Here is a 24,743-nt window from a genome sequence, read left to right on the forward strand (position 1 = left end):
TACAATAAAGCTTATAACCTTCTCTTTACAAGCATAAGGATTGAATTGATGTCTCAACAAGGATCTGCCGGCAATGTAATTGCCGCTATTGCTAGCTTTTTCTTCCCAGGTCTTGGACAGCTCGTTCAAGGGCGAATTCTAGCCGCCTTAGTTTTTTGTATTGTTGCCGTTGTCGGCTACGCCCTATGGTGGTTGATTGTGCCAGCTATTATCGGCGGTATTGCTCACCTATGGAGCATTATCGACGCAGCTAAATACCGCTCAGAGTAACTCAACGAATTTTCAGGGATATAAGAAAATGAAAAAACTAATTACAACAGCTGTGATAACAACGAGCCTTTTACTGACAGGTTGTCAAAGTGCTTATTACGGCGCAATGGAAAAAGTGGGTTATCACAAACGCGACATCATGGTTGACCGAGTTGAAGATGCGAAAGAATCTCAAGAGGAAGCACAAGAGCAGTTCAGCTCTGCCCTTGAAGAGATGCAGGCGTTACTAAACCACGATGGCGGAGACTTAGAAAGCGCCTATAACAAGGCTAAAGATGAATACGAATCTGCGCAAGATTCAGCTGATGATGTGACTAATCGTATCGACAAAGTTGAAGATGTAGCTGAAGCGCTATTTGACGAGTGGCAAACTGAGATTGGTGAAATTAGCAAAGCTAGCCTACGCCGCAACAGTGAGTCTAAGCTAAAAGAAACTCGCCGCTCATATACTCAGTTGGTTAAAAGCATGCGCCGCGCCGAAAGTAAGATGGAGCCCGTACTAACAGCAATGAAAGACAATATGCTGTATTTAAAACATAACCTTAATGCACAGGCTATTGGTGCAATTAAAGGTGAGTTCGCTAGTCTACAGACTGATATATCGGGCTTAATCAAAGAGATGAATAAGTCTATTGATGAGTCGAACAAGTTTATTGCCTCGTTAGAAAGCAAATAAGTCTTAGCTAAAGTTGGGTTCCTGAGCACAACCGCTCAGGGATCAACTTTGTGAACTGCCCCATTATTTTTCATATCCCAGTTTCAAATTGTCGATCTTCCCCACAAGCTGAAAACCCTTTAAGAACTTCTGATTTAAAAAGCTTTCACAATAGTATCAATCATCATTGAACTGATACATCTATGAGCTTTATTGAATCATTAACCCTTGCTATAGCATTGACCTACAGTGTCAGCCTACTTTATTGGAGCGGTAAAAAGTGGGGTGCATTAGCGAGTGGAGGACTCGTTGTTGGCGCAATCGTGTCCAGCCTCTATTGGCCGCTTATTGCTGCATTGGCAATTGCCACTATCACAATAGGTTTAGTGAATAAGTTACAGCCAGCTATCGCACAGGGCGATATGCGAGCCAACAACTTGCGAGAAGGCGTACAACACCTGCTGGCACTATCAATGCTCGTTGTTGGTGTGCAATTTGCTGTTAATTCGGCTCTCTTAAAAGCAGGAATTACCCCTTGGTTAATGCGTCCAGACGTTGGTGATGCCTTTTTACCGATTGCTGGGGGTATTGAATTAAAGGCTATTATCACTTTAGGAATTTGGGATCAGAACCATCCTGCTGCAGCGGTTATGCTAACAGTCGTTTTACTAACTGGCCTACTTTGTAAGCGTGCCTTTTGTGGCTGGGCTTGTCCACTTGGGCTTGCAGGTGAATACCTCTATAAACTCAGAACCCGTTTTATCAAGCAAGAACTATTGCCACCAGCCTGGATTGACTGGCCACTGCGCATGCTCAAGTATCTGTTATTGCTGGCGCTGCTGTATATTATTATTGGTATGCCAACCATGAGCATTCCGGGTTATTTAAACAGTAACTATCATAAGATTGCCGATCTTAAAATGGCGCTGTTTTTCGTAACCCCAGGGCTAGTCACTATCATCTGCTTTAGCATTATTCTCGGGCTAGCAGCTTGGCGTAGACAAGGCTTCTGCCGTTATATCTGCCCTTATGGCGCGCTACTAGGGATAATAAGCTTTTTAAGTCCGTTTAAGATCCGCCGTAATACCGAGCACTGCTTAATTGACGCCAAAGGTATGAGCTGTGATAAATGCAGCCGTGCCTGTCCGGCTAATATCTCGGTACATAAACAGATAAACATCCGCTCAGATGAATGTCAGGCTTGCATGCGCTGCGTGTCGGCTTGTCCAAAGAAAGAAGCACTACATTTTAGCACTCGAAATGGCTGGAAACTGTCTGCTCGTGGACTCACCATTATGCTACTAACGATAATGTTCTTATTACCGCTAGTCGCCTATTTAGGTGGCTTCTGGCACAGCGAAACGCCTGTAGAGGCAAGAATGTATCTGATCCAGCATTTGGATAGGATTGGGCATTGATAGAAGGGTCTAGAAAAAGCAGAGACTGACTAGATATCAACTCCCTGAGAAACAGTTTAATAAGTTGATACCTAATGCGGGACTGGCGGTGGTTATAATGTCGAGCTTAGGCGTGGTTTTCACTTCTGCAGAGAGCTAAACACTCTATTAGCTACACCCAATAAGCAAAAGCCCTGAATCAATGTCAGATTCAGGGCTTTTTCGTGTTCATCATTGAGCACATTTAGCGACAAGTTAACACTAGCTAACTTTTTGCGCCTGTTGCTTAATCGAAGGGGCTGCTATGGCATCTTGAGCGCGGATTAATTGCAACTCGTATGCACCTTGATTAAAGGTTTCTAGCAATACTGCATCAACTGACGCATTAGTACGCTCAAAAGCTTCCACTGGGTCGCAACCCGCTTGCAGATTAGCTAACATCAAGCCACTGATTAAGTCGCCCACACCCACTGGCTGCTTTTCAAATTCGTATAATGGACGCGAGATTAAATAGCTCCCATCTTCAGTCACTAACAGCATTTCAAACTGATCTTTATTGGTGGCCGCTTTTGCAAGGTGCTTAACCACAACCATTTTCAGGCCTTTCGCGAGTAGGCTTTGGCAAGCCTGAATCACTTCGTCTAGATTATGCAGCTCGGTGTCAGTTAGGGTTTCTAGCTCTAATAAGTTTGGCGCAATAATGTCTGCTACTGCTAAGGCTTGAGTTTTTAAAAACTCCTGCACACCTGGCGACACAATACAGCCCTTTTCAGGGTGGCCCATAACAGGGTCACAAAAGTAGATGGCATTAGGATTAAGCGCTTTCATTTTCTTCACTGCTGCGGCAATTTCAGCACCTTGTTCAGCACTGCCCAAGTAGCCACTTAATAGTGCATCGCAGTTTTTCAGCTCGCCGATATTATCTAAGCCTTGCACCAACTCAGTGATCTGACCCGCTGGCATGATCATTCCAGCCCAACCTTGTGCATACTGCGTATGGTTTGAGAACTGCACCGTATTAATCGGCCAAACTTCCATTCCTAGACGACGCATAGGGAATACTGCGCTGCTGTTACCAGCACAGCCAAATACCACATGGGATTGAATGGATAAGATCCGCTTCATTGCTCACTACCTTTAATTTTATTAGCGATGTTGATTGAGGGTGCTCTATTGCCGTTGATTGACAGCTAGCAGAGATTTTTATCGATTATACCAATTAGGCTAAATTAGTATTCTCAAACTTAATCAACCTGTGAGCTATTACACTGATATTTGTAGTGAGATTGATACGACAAGTTAGCATTAGCCAGTCTTTAAGCGCCATGTAGGCTAACTTCTGACATAAAAAAAAGCCCTTAACGATTAATTAAGGGCTGGGTATTCTCAACGCAATTTAATGCTTAGCTTTAACAGATTAATGCTGAACTTGGTAAAAGTTAACGCGGTTATTACCTTCTGTCGCATCCAGTACTGCAAAGTTATTATTCACAACAGTCATCGCTTGTGGGTTATTAAGGCCCGCAATATCACTCGCTGTAACAACGGCATTTGAAGCTAAATCCATAGTTAACATTTGCTGACCCGAATGGCTAAGCAAGTAAGCTTTATCGCCCGCTACGCTAATACCGGTTACATTCGGGTACTGCTCAACGTCAATGCTAATAATCGCTTCACTGTTAAGTTCATAGTCTTTGCCACTTAAACGCGAAACCACAAAGTTATTACGCTTCAGATCAGGCAAGGTCACCATTAAGTACTCTTGAGTGTTCGCGTCCCACCCCACGTTAGCAACGTAGTTGTACTTAGCTCGCACTGTCGCAAAACGACTACGCTTTAGCTCACGCACGCCATCTGTGCCCTCAATGAAACGACCATAAGTATCATCAAACTTCACGCTTGGATCGTACTCAACGCGTACAAAGCTCTTGTGATCCGCTGTAACTAATACCGATGTTTCGCCGTCAAAAGTCACACCCGCAAGGTTAGAGATCTCAGCAGAGAAAGCAGCATCAATCTGCACTTTTGCTAAAATACTTGTCAGCGTGTCATCTAAGAAATAAACCCAATTATTGCTAGTCACTACTGCGTATAACTTGCTTTGAGGGTTGTAGCTCATACCCGTTGCTAAGCCGAAGATGTCACTTGGTAGCTCAACGCTTTTAAGCAATTGAAGCTCGTCGCTTGTGGCAACTTTAGTCGCATCATTTTGAGTCATGCTTGCAAAATCAGGTTTCTCGATTGAGTAAGCACCACGAGCTGACAGCTTAGAAAGCGTTGGCCAGTTAGCCGTAGACCAAATGGTTTTCTCTGAATCAAAGGTCATACGCACAGGATCGCTTTGACCGATATAGGGGAATGGGCCTGTTTGCGTAAAGGCTTGTACGATGTTGAAGCCAATAATGACTAGGAACACGTTGACCGTGATCTTGTTCAGTAGGCTCCATTCACTGCTATCGCTCTTCTCTACTAGCTTGTCGCCTTGTAGCAGCATTAATACGCCGGCAAACAATAAGATAATCGCAAAGACCACAATCACCCATACATAGGTGTGAACGCCAAAAATCGCCGGACCAAAGCCCTGACCAATATCACGCAAAATATGCGCTGAGCTATGACGGTAACCCGCCCATAAGCCATATACGGCAGTGATAATCAGTGCGCCGATATACTTTGGCTTTAAACCGTAACGCATGATGAAAATTGCGATTAGCGATACCAGCACCATCGCGGTGCGCTCTTGCCAGCAAAGAATACAAGGGGTGTCACCCATGGCAAAGCCCAAGATGATACAAGCGATACCGACTGGTAAAGCAATTAGCGCTAATGCCGCTAACGATATAATTCTGTTTACTGTTAATTCATTCATCATAGTGTTCTCACAAGTTACCAGCAGGCACTAACATGCCCCAAGTGGCGATCAACCAAATTCCCATGCTCATTAAAATGCTCAGAGCCAAAAAAATATGCGCCATTTTTTGTTTGTGAGGTTTAAAGGCAACCAAGAAACAAGCAATAAAAATTAGGCAAAAAAGTAGAAATTCCACAACTTTCTCCAATAGAGTTCACTAGAACTCAATTCAAAAATGCGCTTAGCAATAAGCCAAATATCGGCTAAAAATGTCGACAGCAATCGCTGTAATACTTGGTAATTTGTAGTGCAAGTTACTCAAGCTGAGACTAAATTACGGTAAATCGAACTAAAATAATGTGCCGCAACCGCCATACCTCCAAATGAGTATTAGCGTATTCTGATTTTTGCTAAGCAGGTTCATTTATCACTAAATTAGTGAGCGCTAGCGCTTATGGCTAGCAGACTGGCGAGTAGAGATTCACACTCTAAAGCGAGTTGTGACTCTAGGCTAAAAGCTTGAATTAATGGGATTTAAAACAAAGATCTGGGAATAGGGTGAGCAATGCCACTAAACACACAAAACTGCAGATAACAAAAAAGCCCCCAACATTTGCATGTTGGGGGCTTTCAATACTTAACCTAATTAAAGGTTGAAGCTAAACGCGGTCATTACTTACGGTTATGACGCTTACGCTCGTTTTCAGTCAAGAAACGCTTACGAACACGGATGTTCAGTGGCGTTACTTCTACTAATTCGTCATCATCGATGAACTCAAGAGCTTGCTCTAGTGTCATTTCGATATGCGGAGTTAGTACCTGCGCTTCGTCAGTACCAGATGCACGCATGTTAGTTAGCTGCTTACCTTTCAAACAGTTAACTGTAAGGTCGTTAGCACGTGCGTGAAGACCAACTACTTGACCTTCGTATACTTCTGCAGCGTGAGTAATAAACAGACGACCACGCTCTTGCAGACCGAATAGTGCGAATGTTAGTGCCTTACCAGTTGCGTTAGAGATCAATACACCACGTGCACGTTGACCAATATCGCCGCCTTTCAGAGGACCGTAGTGGTCGAATGAATGGTAAATTAGACCAGTACCAGAAGTCGCTGTCATGAATTCAGTTTGGAAACCGATTAGACCACGGCTAGGGATAACGAAGTCGATACGTACACGACCCTTACCGTCTAACTGCATGTCCTTCATGTCACCCTTACGAGTACCAAGCTTCTCGATTACTGCACCTTGATGTTCTTCTTGAACGTCAACAGTTAGTGTTTCGAACGGCTCACACATCTCGCCATCAATCTCTTTGATGATAACTTCTGGACGAGATACTGCTAGCTCGTAACCTTCACGACGCATGTTTTCAATCAAGATTGAAAGGTGAAGTTCACCACGGCCTGATACGCGGAAACGATCTGGGCTGTCAGTTTCTTCAACACGAAGTGCTACGTTGTGTACTAGCTCTTGTTGTAGACGCTCAAGAATGTTACGTGAAGTAACGAACTTACCTTCTTTACCAGCGAACGGAGAAGTGTTCACCTGGAAAGTCATGGTTAGAGTTGGTTCATCAACAGATAGAGCTGGTAGTGCTTCTACAGTAGTAGGGGCACAAATGGTGTCAGAAATCTGTAGCTGGCCAAGACCAGTAATTGCAACGATGTCACCAGCATTAGCATCAGATACTTCGTGACGCTCTAGACCCATGTAACCTAATACTTGGCCAATCTTACCGTTACGTTTCTTGCCGTCAGCGCCAAGAACTGTAACTTGTTGGTTAGTTTTAACACTACCACGCTTGATGCGGCCAATACCGATAACACCCACGTATGAGTTGTAGTCGATTTGCGAAATTTGCATCTGGAAATCACCTTCAGCATCAGCATCTGGTGAAGAAACTTTTTCAACGATCGTTTCGAATAGCGGCGTCATGTCAGCGCTAACTTCGTCTGGATCCAATGTTGCAAAACCGTTTAGTGCAGAAGCATAAACGATTGGGAAATCTAGCTGCTCATCAGTAGCGCCTAGGTTGTCGAACAAGTCAAATACTTGGTCAATAACCCAATCTGGACGTGCGCCTGGACGGTCAATCTTGTTAATAACAACGATTGGCTTTAGGCCTTGAGCGAAAGCTTTCTTAGTTACGAAACGAGTTTGTGGCATTGGACCATCAACTGCGTCAACTAGTAGTAATACTGAGTCAACCATAGATAGAACACGCTCAACCTCACCACCGAAATCGGCGTGACCTGGGGTGTCTACGATGTTGATGCGGTAATCGTTCCACTTGATGGCAGTGTTCTTGGCCAGAATCGTGATACCACGTTCCTTTTCAAGATCATTTGAATCCATCACCCGCTCAGTGGCTTCTCCTCGAGACTCAAGGGTTCCTGACTGCGCCAGCATCTTATCAACCAAGGTAGTCTTACCATGGTCAACGTGTGCAATAATGGCGATGTTACGTAAATTCTCTAACACGGCTAAACCTCTTACCATCGGTATAAAATATAGGGGGGTTACTGACAACGACTAAAACCAATCTAGTATAGTAGTTGCAATAAAAAGCGTGACATTCTACTCTAGCTCGGCGTTATCTCACAGGATTATTTTTAACCAATCGTTAAAAATAACTCTTTCGCATTGATTTTTTTCACTCTAACGCCCGCTTTTTATACACTTTTTTATACTTTCCTTGTGTGACACTATTAGTATCTGCTTCCTAGATAAATTCAATATTTAGCGATTTAAAAGTAATTTCAGCCATATTAACCAATAGATTTACGCCTTTTATTCTCTCGCTGTTGACTGTTTTTAATCGCAATAACACTTATTGAAATACAGATGCTATTTCCTTGAGCTACACCCTATAAAATTCGATTTAGCTTAGCTATTCTGTCCGCTCGTTTAAAACGCAAGAGCAAGCCAGCCATAATCTAGTTCACAGGCTGCCTGCACCGTAATAGCGCGTGCACCATATAGATCCATTGCGCGCACCAAAATAGTGCAAAACGCGTTAACCTGAATTATTACGAAAACAAACAACTATTATTATTCAATAAGTTATAATATTGGCACGACTCTCGCTATACAAATATCAGAATCGCGTTAAGCGCTAAATATTTAAAGATAAAACAAAGGGACAACCCTTTACCCTACTCGGAGATTTGAGAATGTCTGCAGAATCAGTTTTACAACAACTAAAAGAACTAGAAGTTAAATTTGTTGATTTGCGTTTTACCGACACCATAGGTAAAGAGCAACACGTTTCAATTCCTACTCACCAAGTTGACGCTGACTTCTTCGAAGATGGTAAAATGTTCGACGGTTCTTCAATCCAAGGTTGGAAAGGCATTAACGAATCAGACATGGTATTGATGCCTGATCCAGCAAGTTTCGTACTTGACCCTTTCACTGCTGAAACGACAGCTAACATCCGTTGTGACATTCTAAATCCAGGCACAATGACAGGTTACAACCGTGACCCACGCTCTATTGCTAAGAAAGCAGAAGATTATTTACGTTCAACAGGTATTGCTGACACAGTGCTGATTGGTCCAGAGCCAGAATTCTTCCTATTTGACGATGTGAAGTTCAGTGCTGACATGTCAGGTTGTTTCTACAAAGTTGACGCAGAAGAAGCAGCTTGGAATTCAGGTACCAGCTACGAAGATGGTAACAAAGGTCACCGTCCAGGGGTTAAAGGTGGTTACTTCCCTGTAGCACCAGTTGATTCTTCACAAGATATCCGTAGTGCTATGTGTTTAGTACTAGAAGAGATGGGTCAGGTTGTTGAAGCGCATCACCACGAAGTGGCGACTGCTGGTCAGAACGAAATCGCAACACGTTTCAATACGCTAACCCTTAAGGCTGATGAAGTTCAGGTGCTTAAGTATGTAGTACATAACGTTGCTCACGCTTATAACAAGACCGCGACATTCATGCCTAAGCCAATCGTTGGTGACAACGGTAGCGGTATGCACGTGCATCAGTCTCTAGCTAAAGACGGCGTAAACCTATTTGCTGGTGACAAATACGGCGGATTGAGTGAAACAGCATTGTTCTACATCGGTGGTGTAATTAAGCATGCTCGTGCTATTAACGCATTTGCTAACCCATCAACTAACTCTTACAAGCGTCTTGTACCACACTTTGAAGCGCCAGTGATGCTAGCTTACTCAGCAGCTAACCGCTCTGCTTCTATCCGTATCCCAGTGGTACCAAGTGCAAAAGGTCGTCGTATCGAAGTTCGTTTTGGTGACCCAGTAGCTAACCCATACTTAGCGTTCTCTGCAATGCTAATGGCAGGCCTTGACGGTATCCAAAACAAGATCCACCCAGGTGAAGCAATGGATAAAGATCTATACGATCTTCCAGCTGAAGAAGCTGCAGAAATCCCAACAGTTGCAACTTCACTAGAAAACGCACTTGAGTGTCTAGATGCTGACCGTGAGTTCCTAACTCGTGGCGACGTATTCACTAACGACTTTATCGATTCTTACATCGCCCTTAAGTCTGCAGACGTTGAGCGCATTAACCAAACAACTCACCCAGTAGAATTCGAGCTTTACTACAGCTTGTAATCCTTGAGTTGAGCCGCTAACCAAGCATTTGGTTAGCCTTTAAGCCCTAAACAGCAATGTTTAGGGCTTTTTTATTAGATCATAATTCCTCTTACACTCTCTCAACCCACTATAGTTATATCAGCGCCATACAAAACTAAATATACCTAATACCAATTGACATAAAGGTGCTGCAAAAACAAGCAACTATGTTAGCTTGTACTTAACTGTAATAGAGGGAGCTATCATGTCTGCACGCATTTCAATCTTAACCAAAACTGTGATTTGGTTGTCATTGCTATTAACGCTCGGCATCTTGCCCGCTAAAGCCATTGAATGGCCACAAGATGTCACCGCCAAAGAAGGCACCATTGTGGTGTATCAGCCACAACCTGAATCATTAAATGGCAATATCTTACAAGGCCGCGCGGCGATGTCACTTGAGTTAATCGACAGAGACGAGCCTATTTTCGGTGCTTTCTGGTTTAGTGCCCGCATCGATACTAACCAAGACGTTGCTACGGTGCGCAATATTGAAGTCACCAAGGTACGCTGGCCAGACTCTCAACCCGCTGATGAGCAGCGATTTACAGAAGTGGTTGAAAAGGAACTTGAAAATAGTCAGTTTGAAATCTCTATGCAGCGTTTATCTGCAAGTCTTGCTAACGCTAAACAAGAAAAACAAAGTCTGGCGGAAATCAAAAGCGATGCCCCCGATATTTTATTTCGTCAACAGCTAGCGGTACTACTTGCTTTTGATGGCACGCCACAATTTAGAGATATTGAAAATAGTCCGTATGAACGCGCACTTAACACCCCTTTTGCCGTTGCACGTAATAAGCAAACCAAAAAACTCTTCCTTAGCAATGGTACGTATTGGTACACGGCTGATAACCCTATGGGGCCATGGCAAGCGACCGAATATCCGCCTGAAGACTTAGTTAAGATGCTCCCTGACTCCAACAACGGCAACGCAGCTACGGCAGATGCCCCCGCTGTCATTGCCGTCGATAAACCAACAGAGTTAGTATCTACCGATGGTAAACCGCAATGGAAAAGCTTAACCGCAGGCAAGCTGCTGTATGTCAGTAATACTGAAACGGCATGGATCCGTGAAACTTCAAGCGGTGAAATGTATCTGCTACTCTCTGGTCGTTGGTTTAAATCTAAAAAAGAAGCAGGTCCTTGGAGTTTCGTCCGCGCAGACAAACTGCCTACGAGCTTTAATGATATTCCGCCAGAATCAGATATCGGTGGCTTACGCGTGTCGGTGGCAGGCACCACTGAAGCCGACCAAGCTATGCTTGATGCACAAATTCCACAAACTGCCGCCATTAAACGTGATGCGGCAAAGCTCAGTGTGCAATATGATGGTGAGCCTAAGTTTGATGCCATTCCCGGCACTAAAGTCGCCTACGCAGTCAACACTGCTACTCAAGTATTAAAAATTAACAACCAATATTATGCTGTTGATAACGGCGTTTGGTTTACAGCATCCAATGCCAAAGGGCCTTGGCAAGTTGCTGATAACATTCCTAATGATGAAATCGCCAAAATCCCGCCAAGCTCACCTGTGTATAACACCACTTACGTTGAAATCTACGACTCAACACCTGAAGTAGTGTATGTCGGTTATACCCCAGGTTATATGTGGTCATACCCTTATTATGGCGTGCCCGTTTATGGCACAGGCTGGTATTACCCTCCGTATTGGGGACGTTACTATTATCCACGACCACCGACTTGGGGTTTACACGTGGGTTATAACCCATGGACAGGCTGGAACGCGGGCGTAAGTTGGAGCAATGGTTTCTTTAGTGTAGGCATAGGTTGGAGTGCCGGATGGGGCAATCACTATTATCCGGGTCGCTGCTGTGGCGGCTACTATGGAGGTGGCTATCGTCGCCCAGTGGTGATTAATACGGGTGATATCAATATTGGTAACAGCGTGAGTATTGGTAATCGCACCAACATCTCTAATAAACTCGCTAATACCAATATTTCCGGCAACAAGCTCACTGGCAACCGAGTCGGTAAAAACAATCTTTATAACCGTCCAGAAACCCGTAATCGCAATGCTGATCCAGCAAAGATTAATAATAAGTTTAAACAAGCCAATCACAACAATGCTCGCACAAATAACGTCTTTGCCGATAAAAATGGCAATGTAGCTAGAGACTTAGATGGAAAATGGCAAAGCCGTGATAAAGGTAGCTGGACACCTGCACCTGAAACACGTCAGAAAATTGAAACAGGGATAAACAATCGTGAAATATCTCAGCCTAAATCTCTGTCTAATCCTCAACCTGCAAGGCCTAACAACCCAGTAAATCGGCCCAACAGTATCAATCGGCCAGTGAATAATCACAACTTTGACCGAGAAGGCCTAAATCGTGCCCGTAACGCCCGTCAGCATGGTTCCATGCGTGAAGGAAGACGCGGACGTTAACAGTCATGGTACTCAAATAGGCCTGCCACACGCAGGCCTCTTTATTTGCTGATTACTGGCTTAACCCATGTCTTGAATATCATCAGACATCATTCACGGAATAATAATCATGTGGCAAAAACTCGCGCCTTATCGCAGCTCATTTATTTTACTTTCAGCATTAATGCTAGGCGGCATAATCGGGATCTTTGCGCCTGAATTTGCCTTAAAACTAAAACCATTAGGCCAGATATTTTTAAACCTATTGTTTATGATTATCGTGCCGTTAGTGGCTATTAGCGTAACCTCATCTATTGCACGCATGACAGACTTAAAACGTCTCGGCGCAATACTAATAACTATTTTTTTAGTATCAATTGTCATGGCTATTATCCCCACACTCGGCATTATCGGTTTAGCATCAATTTACGATCCCGCTCAAGGCGTGACCTTAGATCTACAGCAGCAAATCACTGCTGGCTCTGGGGATATGGATTTTGTCAGCCTACTCACCACTAATGACTTTGTCGGTCTATTATCAAAATCCAACATTTTAGCGTTGATTATTATGTCGGTAATTAGCGGTATCGCGATTGGCCAATCAGGTAAAGATGGTGAGAAAGTCTCAGCCATGCTCGATAGCCTCAATACTGTAATAATGAAAATCGTATCAATCTTAATGGTTGCTGCACCTATTGGTCTTGGGGCTTACTTTGCGTCAACCATGGCCAGTCAAGACAGCGAGCTATTAAGCACCTTTGCCCGCGCAATTGGCTTATTCTTTATCGCAGCAGCGATTTATTACACCTTAGGCAGCACTTTCTATGCATGGCTAGGCGGTGGCTTTAATGGGGTTAAACAGTTTTGGCGTAACGCTATTGAGCCTTCAGCAACGGCTTTAGGCACCAGCTCTTCATTGGCTTCGTTACCGGTAAATATTCGAGCCGCCAATAAAATGGGGCTGCGAGAAGACATCGCCGACATCAGTTTGCCTTTGCTAGTCAATCTTAATAAGGGCGGCGCAGCCATGACCACAGCGCTTAAGATTGTGTTTATCTATTCGATTCTAGGCTTAGATTTTAGCGCCGATGTTTTTGCGATCACAATATTGATTTCAGTGCTGTCAGCCTTTGTGATTGGCGGCGTCCCCGGCGGTGCGTTTCTTGGTGAGATTTTCATTGTCACCACCTTAGGCTTGCCGATTGAAGCTATCCCTATTCTAGTGATTATTGGTGCTGTTACCGATGCTCCTGCAACCGTCATCAACGTGATCCATGATCTTAATGCCACCCAAATTATCCAGCGGATCAGTGGTCGCCACTATGTAAAGCAGTAGAGGCTTGGATAGTACCTAAAAGTCAGTTTTTTCACCCAAACAAATTAAAGTCATAAATAACAAGCACGTAGTCATATGGCAGCCTCACTGTCATATGACTTTTTAATGCCTGTCATATCCATGACGCAGAGAAAACCATCTATTCATGCTGAACTTGCTCTCGTCAACTTCTACTGTCAACATAGCAAGGAGCAAGTATGGAACACTCAATCAATCGCCATAAAATGGATAGCCAAATGGAACAAGTAACAATCAGCAATGGATACTGGTATTACTTCAACGATCAAGATGTGCGCATCACAGCTCATGGTTCGGGATATTCAGGTAAAGAAACCATTTACCTCAACGATGAAGTTATCACTGAGAAGCGCAGTTTCGGCATGCGTAGTTCACATCAATTTTGCCATTTAGGTAGTGACTATGAAGTCAGGTTTAAAGTCACTAGCCTGTTCAAAGGCACGGTTGAATGCAGTTTGTATCGCAGCGGTGAACATCTAGCCACTGAAACCAAAGCCTTTCTCGACAAGGATAATAAATCCGCTCGTAAGCAAATATTTATGTGCTTTGTAGCAGGATTGATTTTTGGCGGTTTATTTGCCTTATTTACCCACTATTTTATAGGGTAAGTAGATACATGTTGCCACTTTACAAGGAAGCTAGCGGAGTCAGATATGGAAATTAACCCCTTCGCGATCAGGACATTACGACAGGAAAAAGGCTGGACGCAGCAGCACTTGGCAGATGCATGCGCCATTAGCCTACGGACAGTGCAGCGAGTAGAGAAGGAAGGTAGCCGCATCGAATGACACGCTATTGGGTTTATGTGCAGTTTTTGAAGTGGAACAAAAGCAATTACTTGTACTCCCCAAACCAACTCATGAGCAGATGCAACAGGTGTCGTTATACCAACAACGAATATTGCTCACTGTTACCACTTTATTTGGCGGCTGCATTGGCGCATTAATTATGTATCTAGTCATAAAATAACAGCTAACAATAAACTAAAACTGATGCACTACAACGCGACCATTATGCCCTGCTGCAACTAATGTATTTCCATCAATAGCTAAGGTAAAGAAACCTTGTGATTCACCGTTGATCAGCAGTGGCTGCCAGCTATAACCATGATCATGGGAAATATCCGTCGACAGCTTACCCGTTGCAATGCAAGTTTCTTGATAACACGCCATCGCAGTGCGCAACCCCGGTGTTGCCCCCGGAGGCTTATGCCAAACATAGCCCTTTCGATACACCATATTGGCATCATGTTTGTCGCGCTGTTGGTAATCACCACCAAATACAAATAAATCGCCTAAGGTATTAAAAGCTAAGCCATAACCACCAGCAGTTTGAGTATCATCATAAAGTGCCACTGGCCGTCTGCGCCAATGGGCACCTGAATCTGCGCTACTGTAAACTGAGCTACTAAAGCCGCCAGAGGTAAACCAAGCTCTACTACGCTTATCAACAATTAACGTATTACCGCTAGCCGCAAAAGCCACCTCTTTATCGAGCATTTCAGGTAGCTCAGCTTGTGCGATACGCTGCCAAGTTTTACCGCCATCACTTGTACGTAAAATCACATAGCAGCCACCAACGGGATCACCAAGTAATAAGCCATTATTACGATCCCAAAAAGCAATGGAATTGAAAAAACCAAGATCATCAGGGTTATCAAATAAAAGCTCCCAGCTGAGCCCTTGATTTTTAGTGATGTAGAGTTTTGATAAACCGCCCGCGCCAGCGCCCATTACTATGGCAGTATTGGCATCAAATACCTCAATATCGCGAAAATCCGTTAACGGCTGGCCTTTAACTGAAATATCTTGCCACGATTGGCCGCCATCTTTAGAGATAAACACTCGATTGCCGCTACCAGTCACCCAAGCGATATCTTCAAATACCGCACTACCACGAAATGACGCGCCTGACGCGATAGACTCTATGCGCCATTCCATTGCTGAAACACTGAAACAGCAGATGCTAATTAACAGCATGAATAGTTTCATAAAATTCCTTTTATAGTGCAGTACTAATCTTAACTATCGGCCAATCATGTGTGATAGGCAAGCTAAAATAACATAATTAACTTAGTTACTTAGATCAAAAAACTGCCGGAAACAACAATTAGAACAAACTAAATAACACATTACGAAACAACAAGTTAATAACATTTAAGCTGGACATTTCCTAACCTATCCCCTAAATTAAAAGTGTGACCAAGATCACATTTATGTAATAAGGAACTTACAATGAAAAAGAAAATTACCCAGATAACACTGCTTAGCGCAGGACTATTGTTTTCCAGCGTTAGTCTTGCTGCTATGAGCCCTATTACTAAGTGTAATGATTGCTCTGACAAAGATGCCGTTGCCACAGCTAAAGCCCAAAATGATGATAGTGTTTATGTCGTCGACTTTGTTAATCGCACTGCAAAGAAGTTTGTTACCGATGCGCAAGGTACAACCTTACTTTCGAAGATCTCTGTTGGAGAGCTAAACAGAATTAATCAGCAATTTGATTATAGAAAAGTAAATTTAAGAGCTGTTAAGCCTTAACCCAGATAGGCAATTTAGTATAGAAAAGGTCTTTGATAAGACCTTTTCTATACTTGTTTAGCTTATAGCAATAACCGTTAATAACTGCTCAATATCATTCATATCATTGTAAATATGTGGTGACACTCGTATACCTTCACAGCGCACATCTACGCTAATGTTTGCAGTATTTAGAGACTTCAGTACTTGCTGTTGTCTAGCCCCAAAATGCAGCACTATGGTTCCACTACGTGCATACCGCTCTCTTGGAGATATCAGGACATCTTCTAATTGCTTGGCAACTATCTCAATCAACATCTGATTGTGCTCCCTAAGCTTCAATGAGCCAATATTGGCAAAATAGTCGATGCTATGGGCTGCAATCGCATAAGGTGCAATTGATGGCGTTCCGCCCCAAAACTTTAATGCTGTTTGATGATAGCGAAACTCATGAATATCAAACTCAAAAGGGTTTTCATGGCTAAACCAACCGACATCTTTTGGCTGACACTTGCTTATATGCACTGAATCAATCCATAAGTATGCCGCCCCTGGGCCACCGCACAACCACTTCACACTTGAACCAATAACAAAATCAGCCTGTAGCTGACTCAGATCGAGTGGAATTATCCCTGCGGATTGCGCAACATCAATCAAAGTCAATGTACCTTGCGACTTAGCAGCGCTAACAATCTCATTTAAAGGGGCTTGTTGTCCGGTATTAGAATACACATGACTGACAAAGACTAAATCAACATCCTCACTAATATATTGCTGCCACACAGCAGCATCAGTTACGTCTAATTCTTTTGGAATAAAGCGTAATTCACAGGTAACTGGTAGAGCTTTTTGCAACACGAAACCCATACTCGGAAAATCAATCTCACTCATCAACACCACAGCATTAGGTCGCTCTAATCGTTCAAGCGACATTATCAGCTTGGTCAACGCACTCGACAGATTCACTTGCGGGCAAAATTCAGTGACTTTGGCATTAAACAACTTAGCCAAACTTTGATTAAACTTCTCAATAACCTGCAACCAATCTTGCCAAGGTTCTCTACCAGATGTCTGCCACGGCGTGAAAAACTGAGTGCTAAACGCCTGCTCAGCTGTTTTCAATGGGCGACCTACGGAGTGGTTAAGCAAGTAACTGCCAGACGCTAAGATAAAATCATCTTTAAATGAGCTCATATTAGCGCACCTCCAGACTAGCCTTAAGTACCTTTATATCCTCAAAACGGGTATTAATATCATCGCGTTTTGCCGCAGATCTTCTATCACGCAATTTTTCTAGTGAGTTGAGTAATACAGGTAAAGGAGGACCGCTCGCAGTCACTTTTGACATATGCTGTTCAGCCATCTCTTTTGATGGCAGCGCAATATATTTAGTAACCAGTTCGTTATGATGCTGAATCGCGGTTTCACCATGAAGATCACATACTTCAAGAAATGCGCCGACGTTTTGCTGGTACCAATCCTGCTTGCTTAAGTGCGTCATGTTTAATAACTCATCCATAAAGCTAGTGCGGCGCATACAGTCACGTAAAATACTTTGATCTTCCGGCATCATATAAAGAAACTTATCTACCAACATCTGCGAATAACCTGGCTCGTTTGCCGCGCAAAGGCCCAGTAGCATATCGATGACGTTAATCCCGGCAAAGTCACCAGCATTCGCTCCTCGATAAACCTGACTACCGACTCGGTAGGGCTTGTAATAAGGCCTCACACAATAGAAAAAGTCATCAGCATTCAGTTGCTGAAACAGGATTCGGTTAGATTCAATCACATCCTGTAAAGCGTGTTTAGCAACACGCAATAAGTCATAGGCAATAGGATGGTCGATTCCCAATGGTTGGATCTTAAGTAAGGCATCAGCGGCGCGCTTATAAGCCAAAATACCTTTGGTATTGTAATCAACAAACAACTTTTCAGCGTCTAAGTTGGTAAAGCGTTTATACACGCCTTGCTGCGAACGGTTATGAGTCGTGAGATGAGCTGTTGCAAACCTTGGCGTCACTCCAATAGACGCACCAATATGCATAGCTAAGGTCGATGCTTCGACAAGTGGTGAAGTCGTTTCTCTAGAAGGTTCAGTAATTTCATGGCGCCGACAAGCTGCCATATACAAACCTACATTACCAAGCAAATCAAATGCATGATCAAAACCTTCATCAGTATTCCCTTCTAGAAGTAAGCAGCTGATAAGTTCACTACCTTCCGTTTCTAACTGCACTTTCAAGTGCTCACCGATACCTTCAACATTTGCTCTATCGTCTTGTTTTGCATATAAAGATTCAAGCTCACTATTAAGCTCAACAAAACGGGTACGGATCCAATGGTCGAACGCCTGAGTATTGTGCGTCATCTGCCAGTCCTTATTATTATCTAGCTAATTAGCCTAGCAGCTTAAGGTCAGTGTAAATCGGCAAATTCGCTTCAATAACTTCCAATTAAGATCGAAATCCCCTATAAATTGAATAGTAGTTACTGATTTTCACCATAAAAATAAAAAGGCTGTACCCATGGATAATAAGGACCGCAACATACTAGCAATACTGCAACGTCAAGGGCGTATCGCTATTAGCGAACTAGCAGCAAGGCTAAATATGTCAGACACGCCCTGTCTACGCCGAGTTAGAAAGCTAGAGCAAAGTGGTGTCATTAGCGGCTATGCAGCGCAAATAGATCCTAAAGAAGTGGGGCTCAATGTTGTGGTATATGCCTTTGTTAGGCTGAAAGAAAATTCAGACCAACACGCCATTATGTTTGAAGAAAGCATGCAAAACTTAGAACAAGTAATGGAGTGCTCAGTGGTAACTGGCGCCCATGATTATGTCCTAAAAATCGTCGCTAGCGATCTGTTAAGCTATGAAAGCTTCGTGAAAAAATCTCTTGGCAGTTTAAACTGCATCGCAGGTATTGAGTCAACTGTGGTACTAAAGCAAAACTTTTCCCGCAATACATTACCGCTATAGCGGCGCTTCAATCTTATATATCAGGTCTGTAGCCAGTCAAATCTAGCCCTTAGTTCTACGATGATTCATTTTTGTTCAAAAACCACTAGACGACCGGTCTAATTGTGTTAAGGTATGCATTATGAAAACAGAACCTCAACAAACAAGACAACACATCATCGACTCAGGTTATGGCCTAATCTCCAGCAAAGGCTTCTCTAATGTTGGTTTGTCGCAGATCCTTAAATTTGCCGATGTGCCTAAAGGTTCTTTTTACCACTACTTCAAATCTAAAGAGCAGTTTGGTGAAGAGATCATTAACAATTACTTTAAGTCTTACCTAGCCAATATTGATGCCTTGTTTGCTTCAGAAGGATCAGGATTAGACAGGCTAATGAATTACTGGTTACGCTGGCAGAGTACTCAAAGTGAGACTTGCGCAGACCAAAAATGCCTAGTGGTTAAGCTTAGCGCCGAAGTTGCAGATCTTTCTGAATCAATGCGTCTTGCGTTGGATAAAGGTTCGACAGCAGTTATTGCGAGGCTTGCCGATTGTATTGAAGTTGGCATTGCTGACGGATCAATAGCACCAATGCATGCAGCCCATACTGCAGAGACTTTATATCAACTCTGGTTAGGTGCAAGCTTAAGAAAAAAATTAAGCCGTGATCCAAAAGTTATTGAGCGCGTATTGCTGGTAACCAAAGCTATGTTGGCCACCCCAGTATCGGCCTTAACAATGCCCGAAAAAGTAACTTAACAAGTTTATCTCCCCCGCCTATGCTTATACGAGCTTATGGCGGGTATTTTTTAACTATTAACTAGACGACTGGTCTACTTATACCAGGCCGGAGTTTCATTCGACACATCCGTCGATTAAAGGATTTAATTATGTATAGCTTTGAATACTACAACCCAACTCACATTAGCTTTGGTGAAGGCAAGATTGCTGAACTAGATAACCTCGTACCACAAGACGCTAAAGTGTTAGTGCTATTTGGCGGCAACAGTGCCAAAAGCACCGGCACCCTTGATGAAGTAAAAACAGCACTCAAGCAACGCCCTGTAGTAGAGTTTGGCGGTATCGAGGCCAACCCAACTTACGAAACCTTAATGCAAGCAGTAGATGTCATTAAACAACAAGATATCGACTTCCTACTTGCTGTAGGCGGTGGGTCAGTCATCGATGGTACTAAGTTTGTGGCTGCTGCGGCTCTATTTGAAGGTGAACCATGGGATATCCTATTAAGCTGGGGCGCTAAGGTAACCCAAGCTATGCCTTTTGGTAGCGTGTTAACCTTGCCAGCAACAGGCTCAGAAATGAACAGCGGTAGCGTAATCACTCGTAAAGAATTTAAAGCGAAACTGGCCTTTATGAGTGACCATGTATTCCCTAAGTTCTCGGTATTAGACCCAAGTAAAACCTTCACATTACCTGAACGCCAAGTGGCCAACGGTGTGGTTGATGCGTTTGTACACATTACTGAGCAATATCTTACTTTCCCAGTTAATGCACCAGTACAAGATAGATTTGCTGAAGGCTTGCTGCAAACCTTAGTCGAGCTTGGTCCTAAAGCACTATCTGAACCACAAGATTTTGATGTCCGCGCTAACCTTATGTGGGTCGCAACCATGGCATTAAATGGTCTTATCGGTAAAGGTGTTCCGCACGACTGGGCAACCCATATGATTGGTCATGAAATCACGGCTTTATATGACGTTGACCACGCCCGTACGCTAGCGATGATCTTACCAGGTTTACTCGACGTTCGTCGCCAAGGCAAAAAAGACAAGTTAGTACAGTATGCCAGCCGAGTATGGGGCATTACTCAAGGCTCTGAAGACGAGATTATTGATCAGGTGATCGAGAAAACTCGTCAATTCTTCGAACAAATGGGCATACAGACGCGCCTGTCAGATTACGGCTTAGACAACAGCAGCATAGATACTATTCTTGCCCAGCTTGAAGCTCACGGCATGACAGCGCTTGGTGAAAACCAAGATGTTGATCTGGCGATGAGCCGCAAGATTTTAGAACGTAATTTATAAACACATATCAGAAAAAACGTAAAAAGAGACCTCGGCTAACTAGCTGACATCGGATAATAAAGATGTCACTAGTTGGCAAACCAACAGATAAAAAGGACAACAATATGAACGTATTAATGGTACTGACTTCACATGACAAACTAGGCGACACAGGTCTAAAAACCGGCTTTTGGTTAGAGGAGTTTGCCAGTCCTTTTTATCGCTTTAAAGACCAAGATTTTACAATCACTTTAGCCTCGCCAGCAGGCGGTCAACCACCGCTCGATCCAAGCAGCGAACAGCCAGATTTTCAAACTGCCGCAACTGAACGTTTTAACCAAGATGAGCAAGCTAAACAACAACTCGCTACCACTCATGTGTTAGCTGACATTAACCAAGCCGATTACGATGCTATTTTCTACCCTGGTGGCCATGGCCCACTATGGGATTTAACTAACGACGCTCATTCCATTGCACTGATTGAAGCTTTCCATCAAGCAAACAAGCCGGTCGGTTTGGTATGTCATGCTCCAGGCGCTCTGAAGAACGTTAAGTCTGCCGATGGCACACCATTAGTGGCAGGGAAACAAGTGACAGGCTTTACTAACGGCGAAGAAGCCGCCGTGCAACTTACTGATATAGTACCTTTTCTAGTTGAGGATATGCTGCAACAAAATGGCGCATACTACCGTAAAGGTGATGACTGGGGCAGTTTCCTTGCCGTTGACGGCAACCTTATTACAGGTCAAAACCCTGCATCTTCTGAAGTTGTCGCCGATGAAATTATCAAGCAACTCAAATAGCTCTGCTACCTAATATGATTTCTGGCGAGCTCCACAGTGCTTGTCAGATGTAATCTTTTGAATATTAAAGGACCGCCAATGATCACTCTACATCACCTCAACAAATCCCGCTCAAAGCGCATAATCTGGCTACTTGAAGAATTAGGACTAGACTATCAAATAAAAGCCTACCAGCGTGACAGCCAAACCTTTTTAGCGCCACCAGAGCTTAAAGCGATTCATCCATTGGGTAAGTCACCTGTCATTGAATATGACCAACAGGTTATCGCCGAATCAGGTGCCATTACCGAGTACTTAATCGATACACATGCAGCGGGGATCTTGGCACCAGAAAAAGGCACTACTGAATACGTTGAGTATTTACAATGGATGCATTTTGCTGAAAGCTCCGCGATTTTGCCATTATTGCTAAGAATGTTTGTTGCGAAAGATGGCTGCCTAACTAACTTCTTAGAGGGCTACGCTGCCGCAGAAACAGAAAAGGTACTGAGCCATGTCAATCAGTCTCTTGAGGGCAAACGCTATCTAGTAGCAGACAAACTCACTGGTGCCGATATTATGATGTCGTTTATTGTTGAACTACTTAGTCAGAGCGGCGAAGTGAAAAAGTACCCACATATTGCCGCTTATGCTCAACAGCTCAGTCAACATGAAAACAGCACCAAAGCCAGCCAGATTGAGCAAGAATACGACAACAGCTAATCAACACATACCGTACCTACCACGGTTATTCGTCTTATGACGATAGATAAACAAAAAAGCAGCTCATTGGCTGCTTTTTGTTTATGGTCTCGCTTTGCTTACGGTCGTAATTGACACTGATAACTATCACCTAAAAACTGCACACTGGCCTCACCATGATGCTCCCAAAACTCAAAATTGCGTCCTTGATATTTAGCGCCGCTACCACTGCGTACATTATTCGCTAAAATCTTCTGCTCAGCAAAAGTAAAGACGCCTACAACAGGGTCGAGCTGAGTGTAAAAAACCGCAGTTATGGCTGGATACTCTCCACAATCAAAAGTGGCGCTATTAAGAGGTTTAATTAACTGCCCTTCGATTTGTAATTCACGAATTCGGTCTTGATAATTATCTAGGGTGCACTGACGTACATCTTGTGATTTCCAGCAATCATTACGGCCTTTTACCCACCCTCTTTGCATCGCTTTCGGCTGTGCCGATGCAGGGATATTTGCCAGCGCAGCCTGATAAACCTCTGACATTTGTCTATCTAACGCCGCCAGCTCTTGGTCATTACAGATCAGTATTTCCACTTGACCTTGCGCCTTTTGACAGTCAAAGCTCGGCTCTATCACTTCAGTTGCAGCAGGCTCTGACTCACTCGTCGCCTGACAAGCCGTCAATAGAAACAAACAACTCATAAACGCTAATTTTTGCATGACACAACCTCTAATATAGATAGAAATAGAAAGTAAGTTTTAAGCTAGCTCAGTGGATTACTGACCACACTCAGACAGATCAAGCGCAACCACAGGCAAAGTGCCCTTTTGGGTTAGATTGTTGTCATTAGGCGTGAAGTAGTACAAATAGCAGCGATCTCTATTAACGTTATTACCACGAGGAAAAATGATAAAACCCCGACCATCAGTCGCTGTTGTATACCCTCTTTGAGTGAACCAGCCCAAATTGCGATTTCGGGCACACCAAACCGTATCAGAGTTAGCATCGGTACATTGATTTGAAGTGATATAAGTGACTGAGTCGAAGTCGACTAAATAAGCAAAGGTATTGTTCCAGCGACCATCAGGATAATGACCCCGAACCCTAATGCTTTGACCATCTTCCAGTGTGAAACGGGTTTGGGCATTATTTAGATTTTCAGGCCTTAGCTCAATTTGCGCGGCAACAAGATCGCGGGCAGACTTCAAACTTGCTTGCATACCTTTTAACACTGCCGTGTCGGCGTCATTTCTAAAATCAATAAATTTGGGTAACGCAATAACCGCTAAAATACCGAGCACAATAATCACAACAACCAGCTCGATTAGCGTAAAACCGGTCAATTTCCTATTTTGTATCATGCTTGTACACCTATTCCTTTTGGCTGCGCTAAATAAACAACTTTTAGGTAAATTCAATTCAGTCTACCTTAACATCAAAGATAGCAATATTTTTGAAGACACACTTTTTTCTGTAGCTTATCACCAGAAACTTCATGATTTATTAATCAAAAACAGCTAATCTTCAGAGCATCACAACCCTGTAACATAGGATGTCACAATGCGTGTTAGCTTAATACTGCTTTTACTACTGTGCACTGCGTTCGCTCACGCCACAGTATATAAATGGGTCGATGAAAAAGGAAACGTGCACTTCTCCGATAAGCCAGTGAAAAATGCCGAAGAAGTCGAATTCAAAGAAAATACTCAAAACAACATTAAGCTACCAGAGATCGTTGCGCTCCCCGGCAGTGATCAAGCTCCTGCGGCAGACAAACCTAATTATAAAATGAGCATCGCCTCGCCCAGCGAAGAAGCGACCATTCGCAGCAATGAAGGTGACATTACCATTATCACCAATATCACCCCGCAACTCGCAGCCAACCACGAATTAGCCCTATATATGGATGGCAAACAAATAGGCAGCAAACAAACCCTCGGCCTATTCAAACTCACCAATATCGATCGCGGTGAACACATCTTTGTTGTAAAAGCCTTGGCTAACAACGGCAAACAACTTGCATCTACTCCTCCACGCAAGGTATTTCTTCATCGGACAAATTTGAATCAACCTAAGTATATAAGGCCTCAACCTAGAACCAACTAGTAAAACTCTATAAATAGAGAAACTTAGGATTATATTGATTTAGCTTACATTCCGATGATGTCGAGTTGCAGCCTGCACCACTTTGGTGCACCATAGTAGTGCAAGCAACTAAAATGCCCAATCTGG

At 43.4% G+C, this 24,743-nt stretch carries 23 protein-coding genes; 15 read left to right on the forward strand and 8 right to left on the reverse strand.

The features are described from left to right. Positions 1 to 48: 48 nt before the first annotated feature. From AB4298_RS06310 to AB4298_RS06320, 3 genes are all read left to right on the forward strand, one after another. Positions 49 to 270, forward strand: a complete 222-nt coding sequence (locus AB4298_RS06310) for a hypothetical protein (RefSeq protein WP_371986078.1) — start codon at positions 49 to 51, stop codon at positions 268 to 270. Between the two features lie 28 nt (positions 271 to 298). Further along, positions 299 to 946: a DUF2959 domain-containing protein gene (locus tag AB4298_RS06315; protein WP_371986079.1), complete on the forward strand. Its 648-nt coding sequence runs from the start codon at positions 299 to 301 to the stop codon at positions 944 to 946. Between the two features lie 182 nt (positions 947 to 1,128). Further along, positions 1,129 to 2,343, forward strand: a complete 1,215-nt coding sequence (locus tag AB4298_RS06320; RefSeq protein WP_371986080.1) for a 4Fe-4S binding protein — start codon at positions 1,129 to 1,131, stop codon at positions 2,341 to 2,343. Positions 2,344 to 2,583: 240 nt separating this feature from the next. Here AB4298_RS06320 and pdxY read toward each other — a convergent pair whose 3' ends face one another. The 3 genes from pdxY to typA all read right to left on the reverse strand — a co-directional run bounded on the left by pdxY (position 2,584) and on the right by typA (position 7,675). Beyond that, positions 2,584 to 3,447 (reverse strand): pyridoxal kinase PdxY, encoded by an 864-nt coding sequence (gene pdxY / locus AB4298_RS06325; RefSeq protein WP_371986081.1) that lies wholly within the window; start codon positions 3,445 to 3,447, stop codon positions 2,584 to 2,586. A 292-nt stretch (positions 3,448 to 3,739) separates the two neighbouring features. Beyond that, positions 3,740 to 5,194 (reverse strand): disulfide bond formation protein B, encoded by a 1,455-nt coding sequence (locus AB4298_RS06330; protein WP_371986082.1) that lies wholly within the window; start codon positions 5,192 to 5,194, stop codon positions 3,740 to 3,742. 651 nt (positions 5,195 to 5,845) lie between these two features. After that, on the reverse strand, positions 5,846 to 7,675 hold the full coding sequence (gene typA / locus AB4298_RS06335) for a translational GTPase TypA (protein ID WP_248999998.1): 1,830 nt from the start codon (positions 7,673 to 7,675) through the stop codon (positions 5,846 to 5,848). 674 nt (positions 7,676 to 8,349) lie between these two features. Between typA and glnA the strand changes: the two genes are divergently transcribed. The 5 genes from glnA to AB4298_RS21380 all read left to right on the forward strand — a co-directional run bounded on the left by glnA (position 8,350) and on the right by AB4298_RS21380 (position 14,308). Continuing rightward, the gene (gene glnA, locus AB4298_RS06340; protein WP_248999973.1) at positions 8,350 to 9,759 is read left to right on the forward strand and encodes a glutamate--ammonia ligase; all 1,410 of its coding nucleotides are present in this window, start codon (positions 8,350 to 8,352) and stop codon (positions 9,757 to 9,759) included. A gap of 226 nt (positions 9,760 to 9,985) precedes the next feature. Continuing rightward, the gene (locus tag AB4298_RS06345) at positions 9,986 to 12,187 is read left to right on the forward strand and encodes a carbohydrate-binding family V/XII (RefSeq protein WP_248999974.1); all 2,202 of its coding nucleotides are present in this window, start codon (positions 9,986 to 9,988) and stop codon (positions 12,185 to 12,187) included. A gap of 109 nt (positions 12,188 to 12,296) precedes the next feature. Then, the gene (locus AB4298_RS06350; RefSeq protein WP_371986083.1) at positions 12,297 to 13,502 is read left to right on the forward strand and encodes a dicarboxylate/amino acid:cation symporter; all 1,206 of its coding nucleotides are present in this window, start codon (positions 12,297 to 12,299) and stop codon (positions 13,500 to 13,502) included. A gap of 197 nt (positions 13,503 to 13,699) precedes the next feature. After that, positions 13,700 to 14,128, forward strand: coding sequence for a hypothetical protein (locus AB4298_RS06355; RefSeq protein ID WP_248999976.1), 429 nt, complete (start codon positions 13,700 to 13,702; stop codon positions 14,126 to 14,128). Between the two features lie 45 nt (positions 14,129 to 14,173). After that, entirely contained in the window at positions 14,174 to 14,308 is a 135-nt protein-coding gene (locus AB4298_RS21380) for a helix-turn-helix domain-containing protein (RefSeq protein ID WP_527251183.1), read from the forward strand. Between the two features lie 195 nt (positions 14,309 to 14,503). On the opposite strand, the gene AB4298_RS06365 is transcribed toward AB4298_RS21380, so the two are convergent. Then, entirely contained in the window at positions 14,504 to 15,511 is a 1,008-nt protein-coding gene (locus tag AB4298_RS06365) for a WD40/YVTN/BNR-like repeat-containing protein (RefSeq protein WP_248999978.1), read from the reverse strand. Positions 15,512 to 15,754: 243 nt separating this feature from the next. Here AB4298_RS06365 and AB4298_RS06370 point away from each other — a divergent pair, with 243 nt between their 5' ends. Further along, complete coding sequence (locus AB4298_RS06370; protein WP_371986085.1) at positions 15,755 to 16,060, forward strand: hypothetical protein; 306 nt, start codon at positions 15,755 to 15,757, stop codon at positions 16,058 to 16,060. A 57-nt stretch (positions 16,061 to 16,117) separates the two neighbouring features. Here AB4298_RS06370 and AB4298_RS06375 read toward each other — a convergent pair whose 3' ends face one another. Together AB4298_RS06375 and AB4298_RS06380 are read right to left on the reverse strand one after the other, a co-directional pair. Beyond that, the gene (locus tag AB4298_RS06375) at positions 16,118 to 17,233 is read right to left on the reverse strand and encodes an aminotransferase class V-fold PLP-dependent enzyme (protein WP_371986086.1); all 1,116 of its coding nucleotides are present in this window, start codon (positions 17,231 to 17,233) and stop codon (positions 16,118 to 16,120) included. 1 nt (position 17,234) lies between these two features. Then, positions 17,235 to 18,410: a PrnB family protein gene (locus AB4298_RS06380; protein WP_371986087.1), complete on the reverse strand. Its 1,176-nt coding sequence runs from the start codon at positions 18,408 to 18,410 to the stop codon at positions 17,235 to 17,237. Positions 18,411 to 18,567: 157 nt separating this feature from the next. On the opposite strand from AB4298_RS06380, the gene AB4298_RS06385 reads away from it, so the two are divergent. The 5 genes from AB4298_RS06385 to AB4298_RS06405 all read left to right on the forward strand — a co-directional run bounded on the left by AB4298_RS06385 (position 18,568) and on the right by AB4298_RS06405 (position 22,532). After that, entirely contained in the window at positions 18,568 to 19,020 is a 453-nt protein-coding gene (locus tag AB4298_RS06385) for an Lrp/AsnC family transcriptional regulator (protein WP_248999982.1), read from the forward strand. Between the two features lie 121 nt (positions 19,021 to 19,141). Further along, entirely contained in the window at positions 19,142 to 19,759 is a 618-nt protein-coding gene (locus tag AB4298_RS06390; RefSeq protein WP_248999983.1) for a TetR/AcrR family transcriptional regulator, read from the forward strand. Positions 19,760 to 19,890: 131 nt separating this feature from the next. Next, on the forward strand, positions 19,891 to 21,048 hold the full coding sequence (locus tag AB4298_RS06395) for an iron-containing alcohol dehydrogenase (RefSeq protein ID WP_248999984.1): 1,158 nt from the start codon (positions 19,891 to 19,893) through the stop codon (positions 21,046 to 21,048). A 104-nt stretch (positions 21,049 to 21,152) separates the two neighbouring features. Then, entirely contained in the window at positions 21,153 to 21,830 is a 678-nt protein-coding gene (locus AB4298_RS06400; protein WP_248999985.1) for a type 1 glutamine amidotransferase domain-containing protein, read from the forward strand. 78 nt (positions 21,831 to 21,908) lie between these two features. Then, positions 21,909 to 22,532: a glutathione S-transferase family protein gene (locus tag AB4298_RS06405; protein ID WP_371986088.1), complete on the forward strand. Its 624-nt coding sequence runs from the start codon at positions 21,909 to 21,911 to the stop codon at positions 22,530 to 22,532. Between the two features lie 98 nt (positions 22,533 to 22,630). On the opposite strand, the gene AB4298_RS06410 is transcribed toward AB4298_RS06405, so the two are convergent. Next, positions 22,631 to 23,230 (reverse strand): MliC family protein, encoded by a 600-nt coding sequence (locus tag AB4298_RS06410; RefSeq protein ID WP_371986090.1) that lies wholly within the window; start codon positions 23,228 to 23,230, stop codon positions 22,631 to 22,633. Positions 23,231 to 23,287: 57 nt separating this feature from the next. Beyond that, positions 23,288 to 23,872, reverse strand: coding sequence for a prepilin-type N-terminal cleavage/methylation domain-containing protein (locus tag AB4298_RS06415; protein WP_371986091.1), 585 nt, complete (start codon positions 23,870 to 23,872; stop codon positions 23,288 to 23,290). Between the two features lie 199 nt (positions 23,873 to 24,071). Here AB4298_RS06415 and AB4298_RS06420 point away from each other — a divergent pair, with 199 nt between their 5' ends. After that, a complete protein-coding gene (locus tag AB4298_RS06420; protein WP_248999988.1) occupies positions 24,072 to 24,617 on the forward strand; it encodes a DUF4124 domain-containing protein in 546 nt (181 codons plus the stop codon). The last annotated feature ends 126 nt before the right edge of the window (positions 24,618 to 24,743 follow it).

The organism is Shewanella sp. 10N.261.52.F9 (assembly GCF_041471165.1).
GTDB lineage: Bacteria > Pseudomonadota > Gammaproteobacteria > Enterobacterales > Shewanellaceae > Shewanella > Shewanella marinintestina.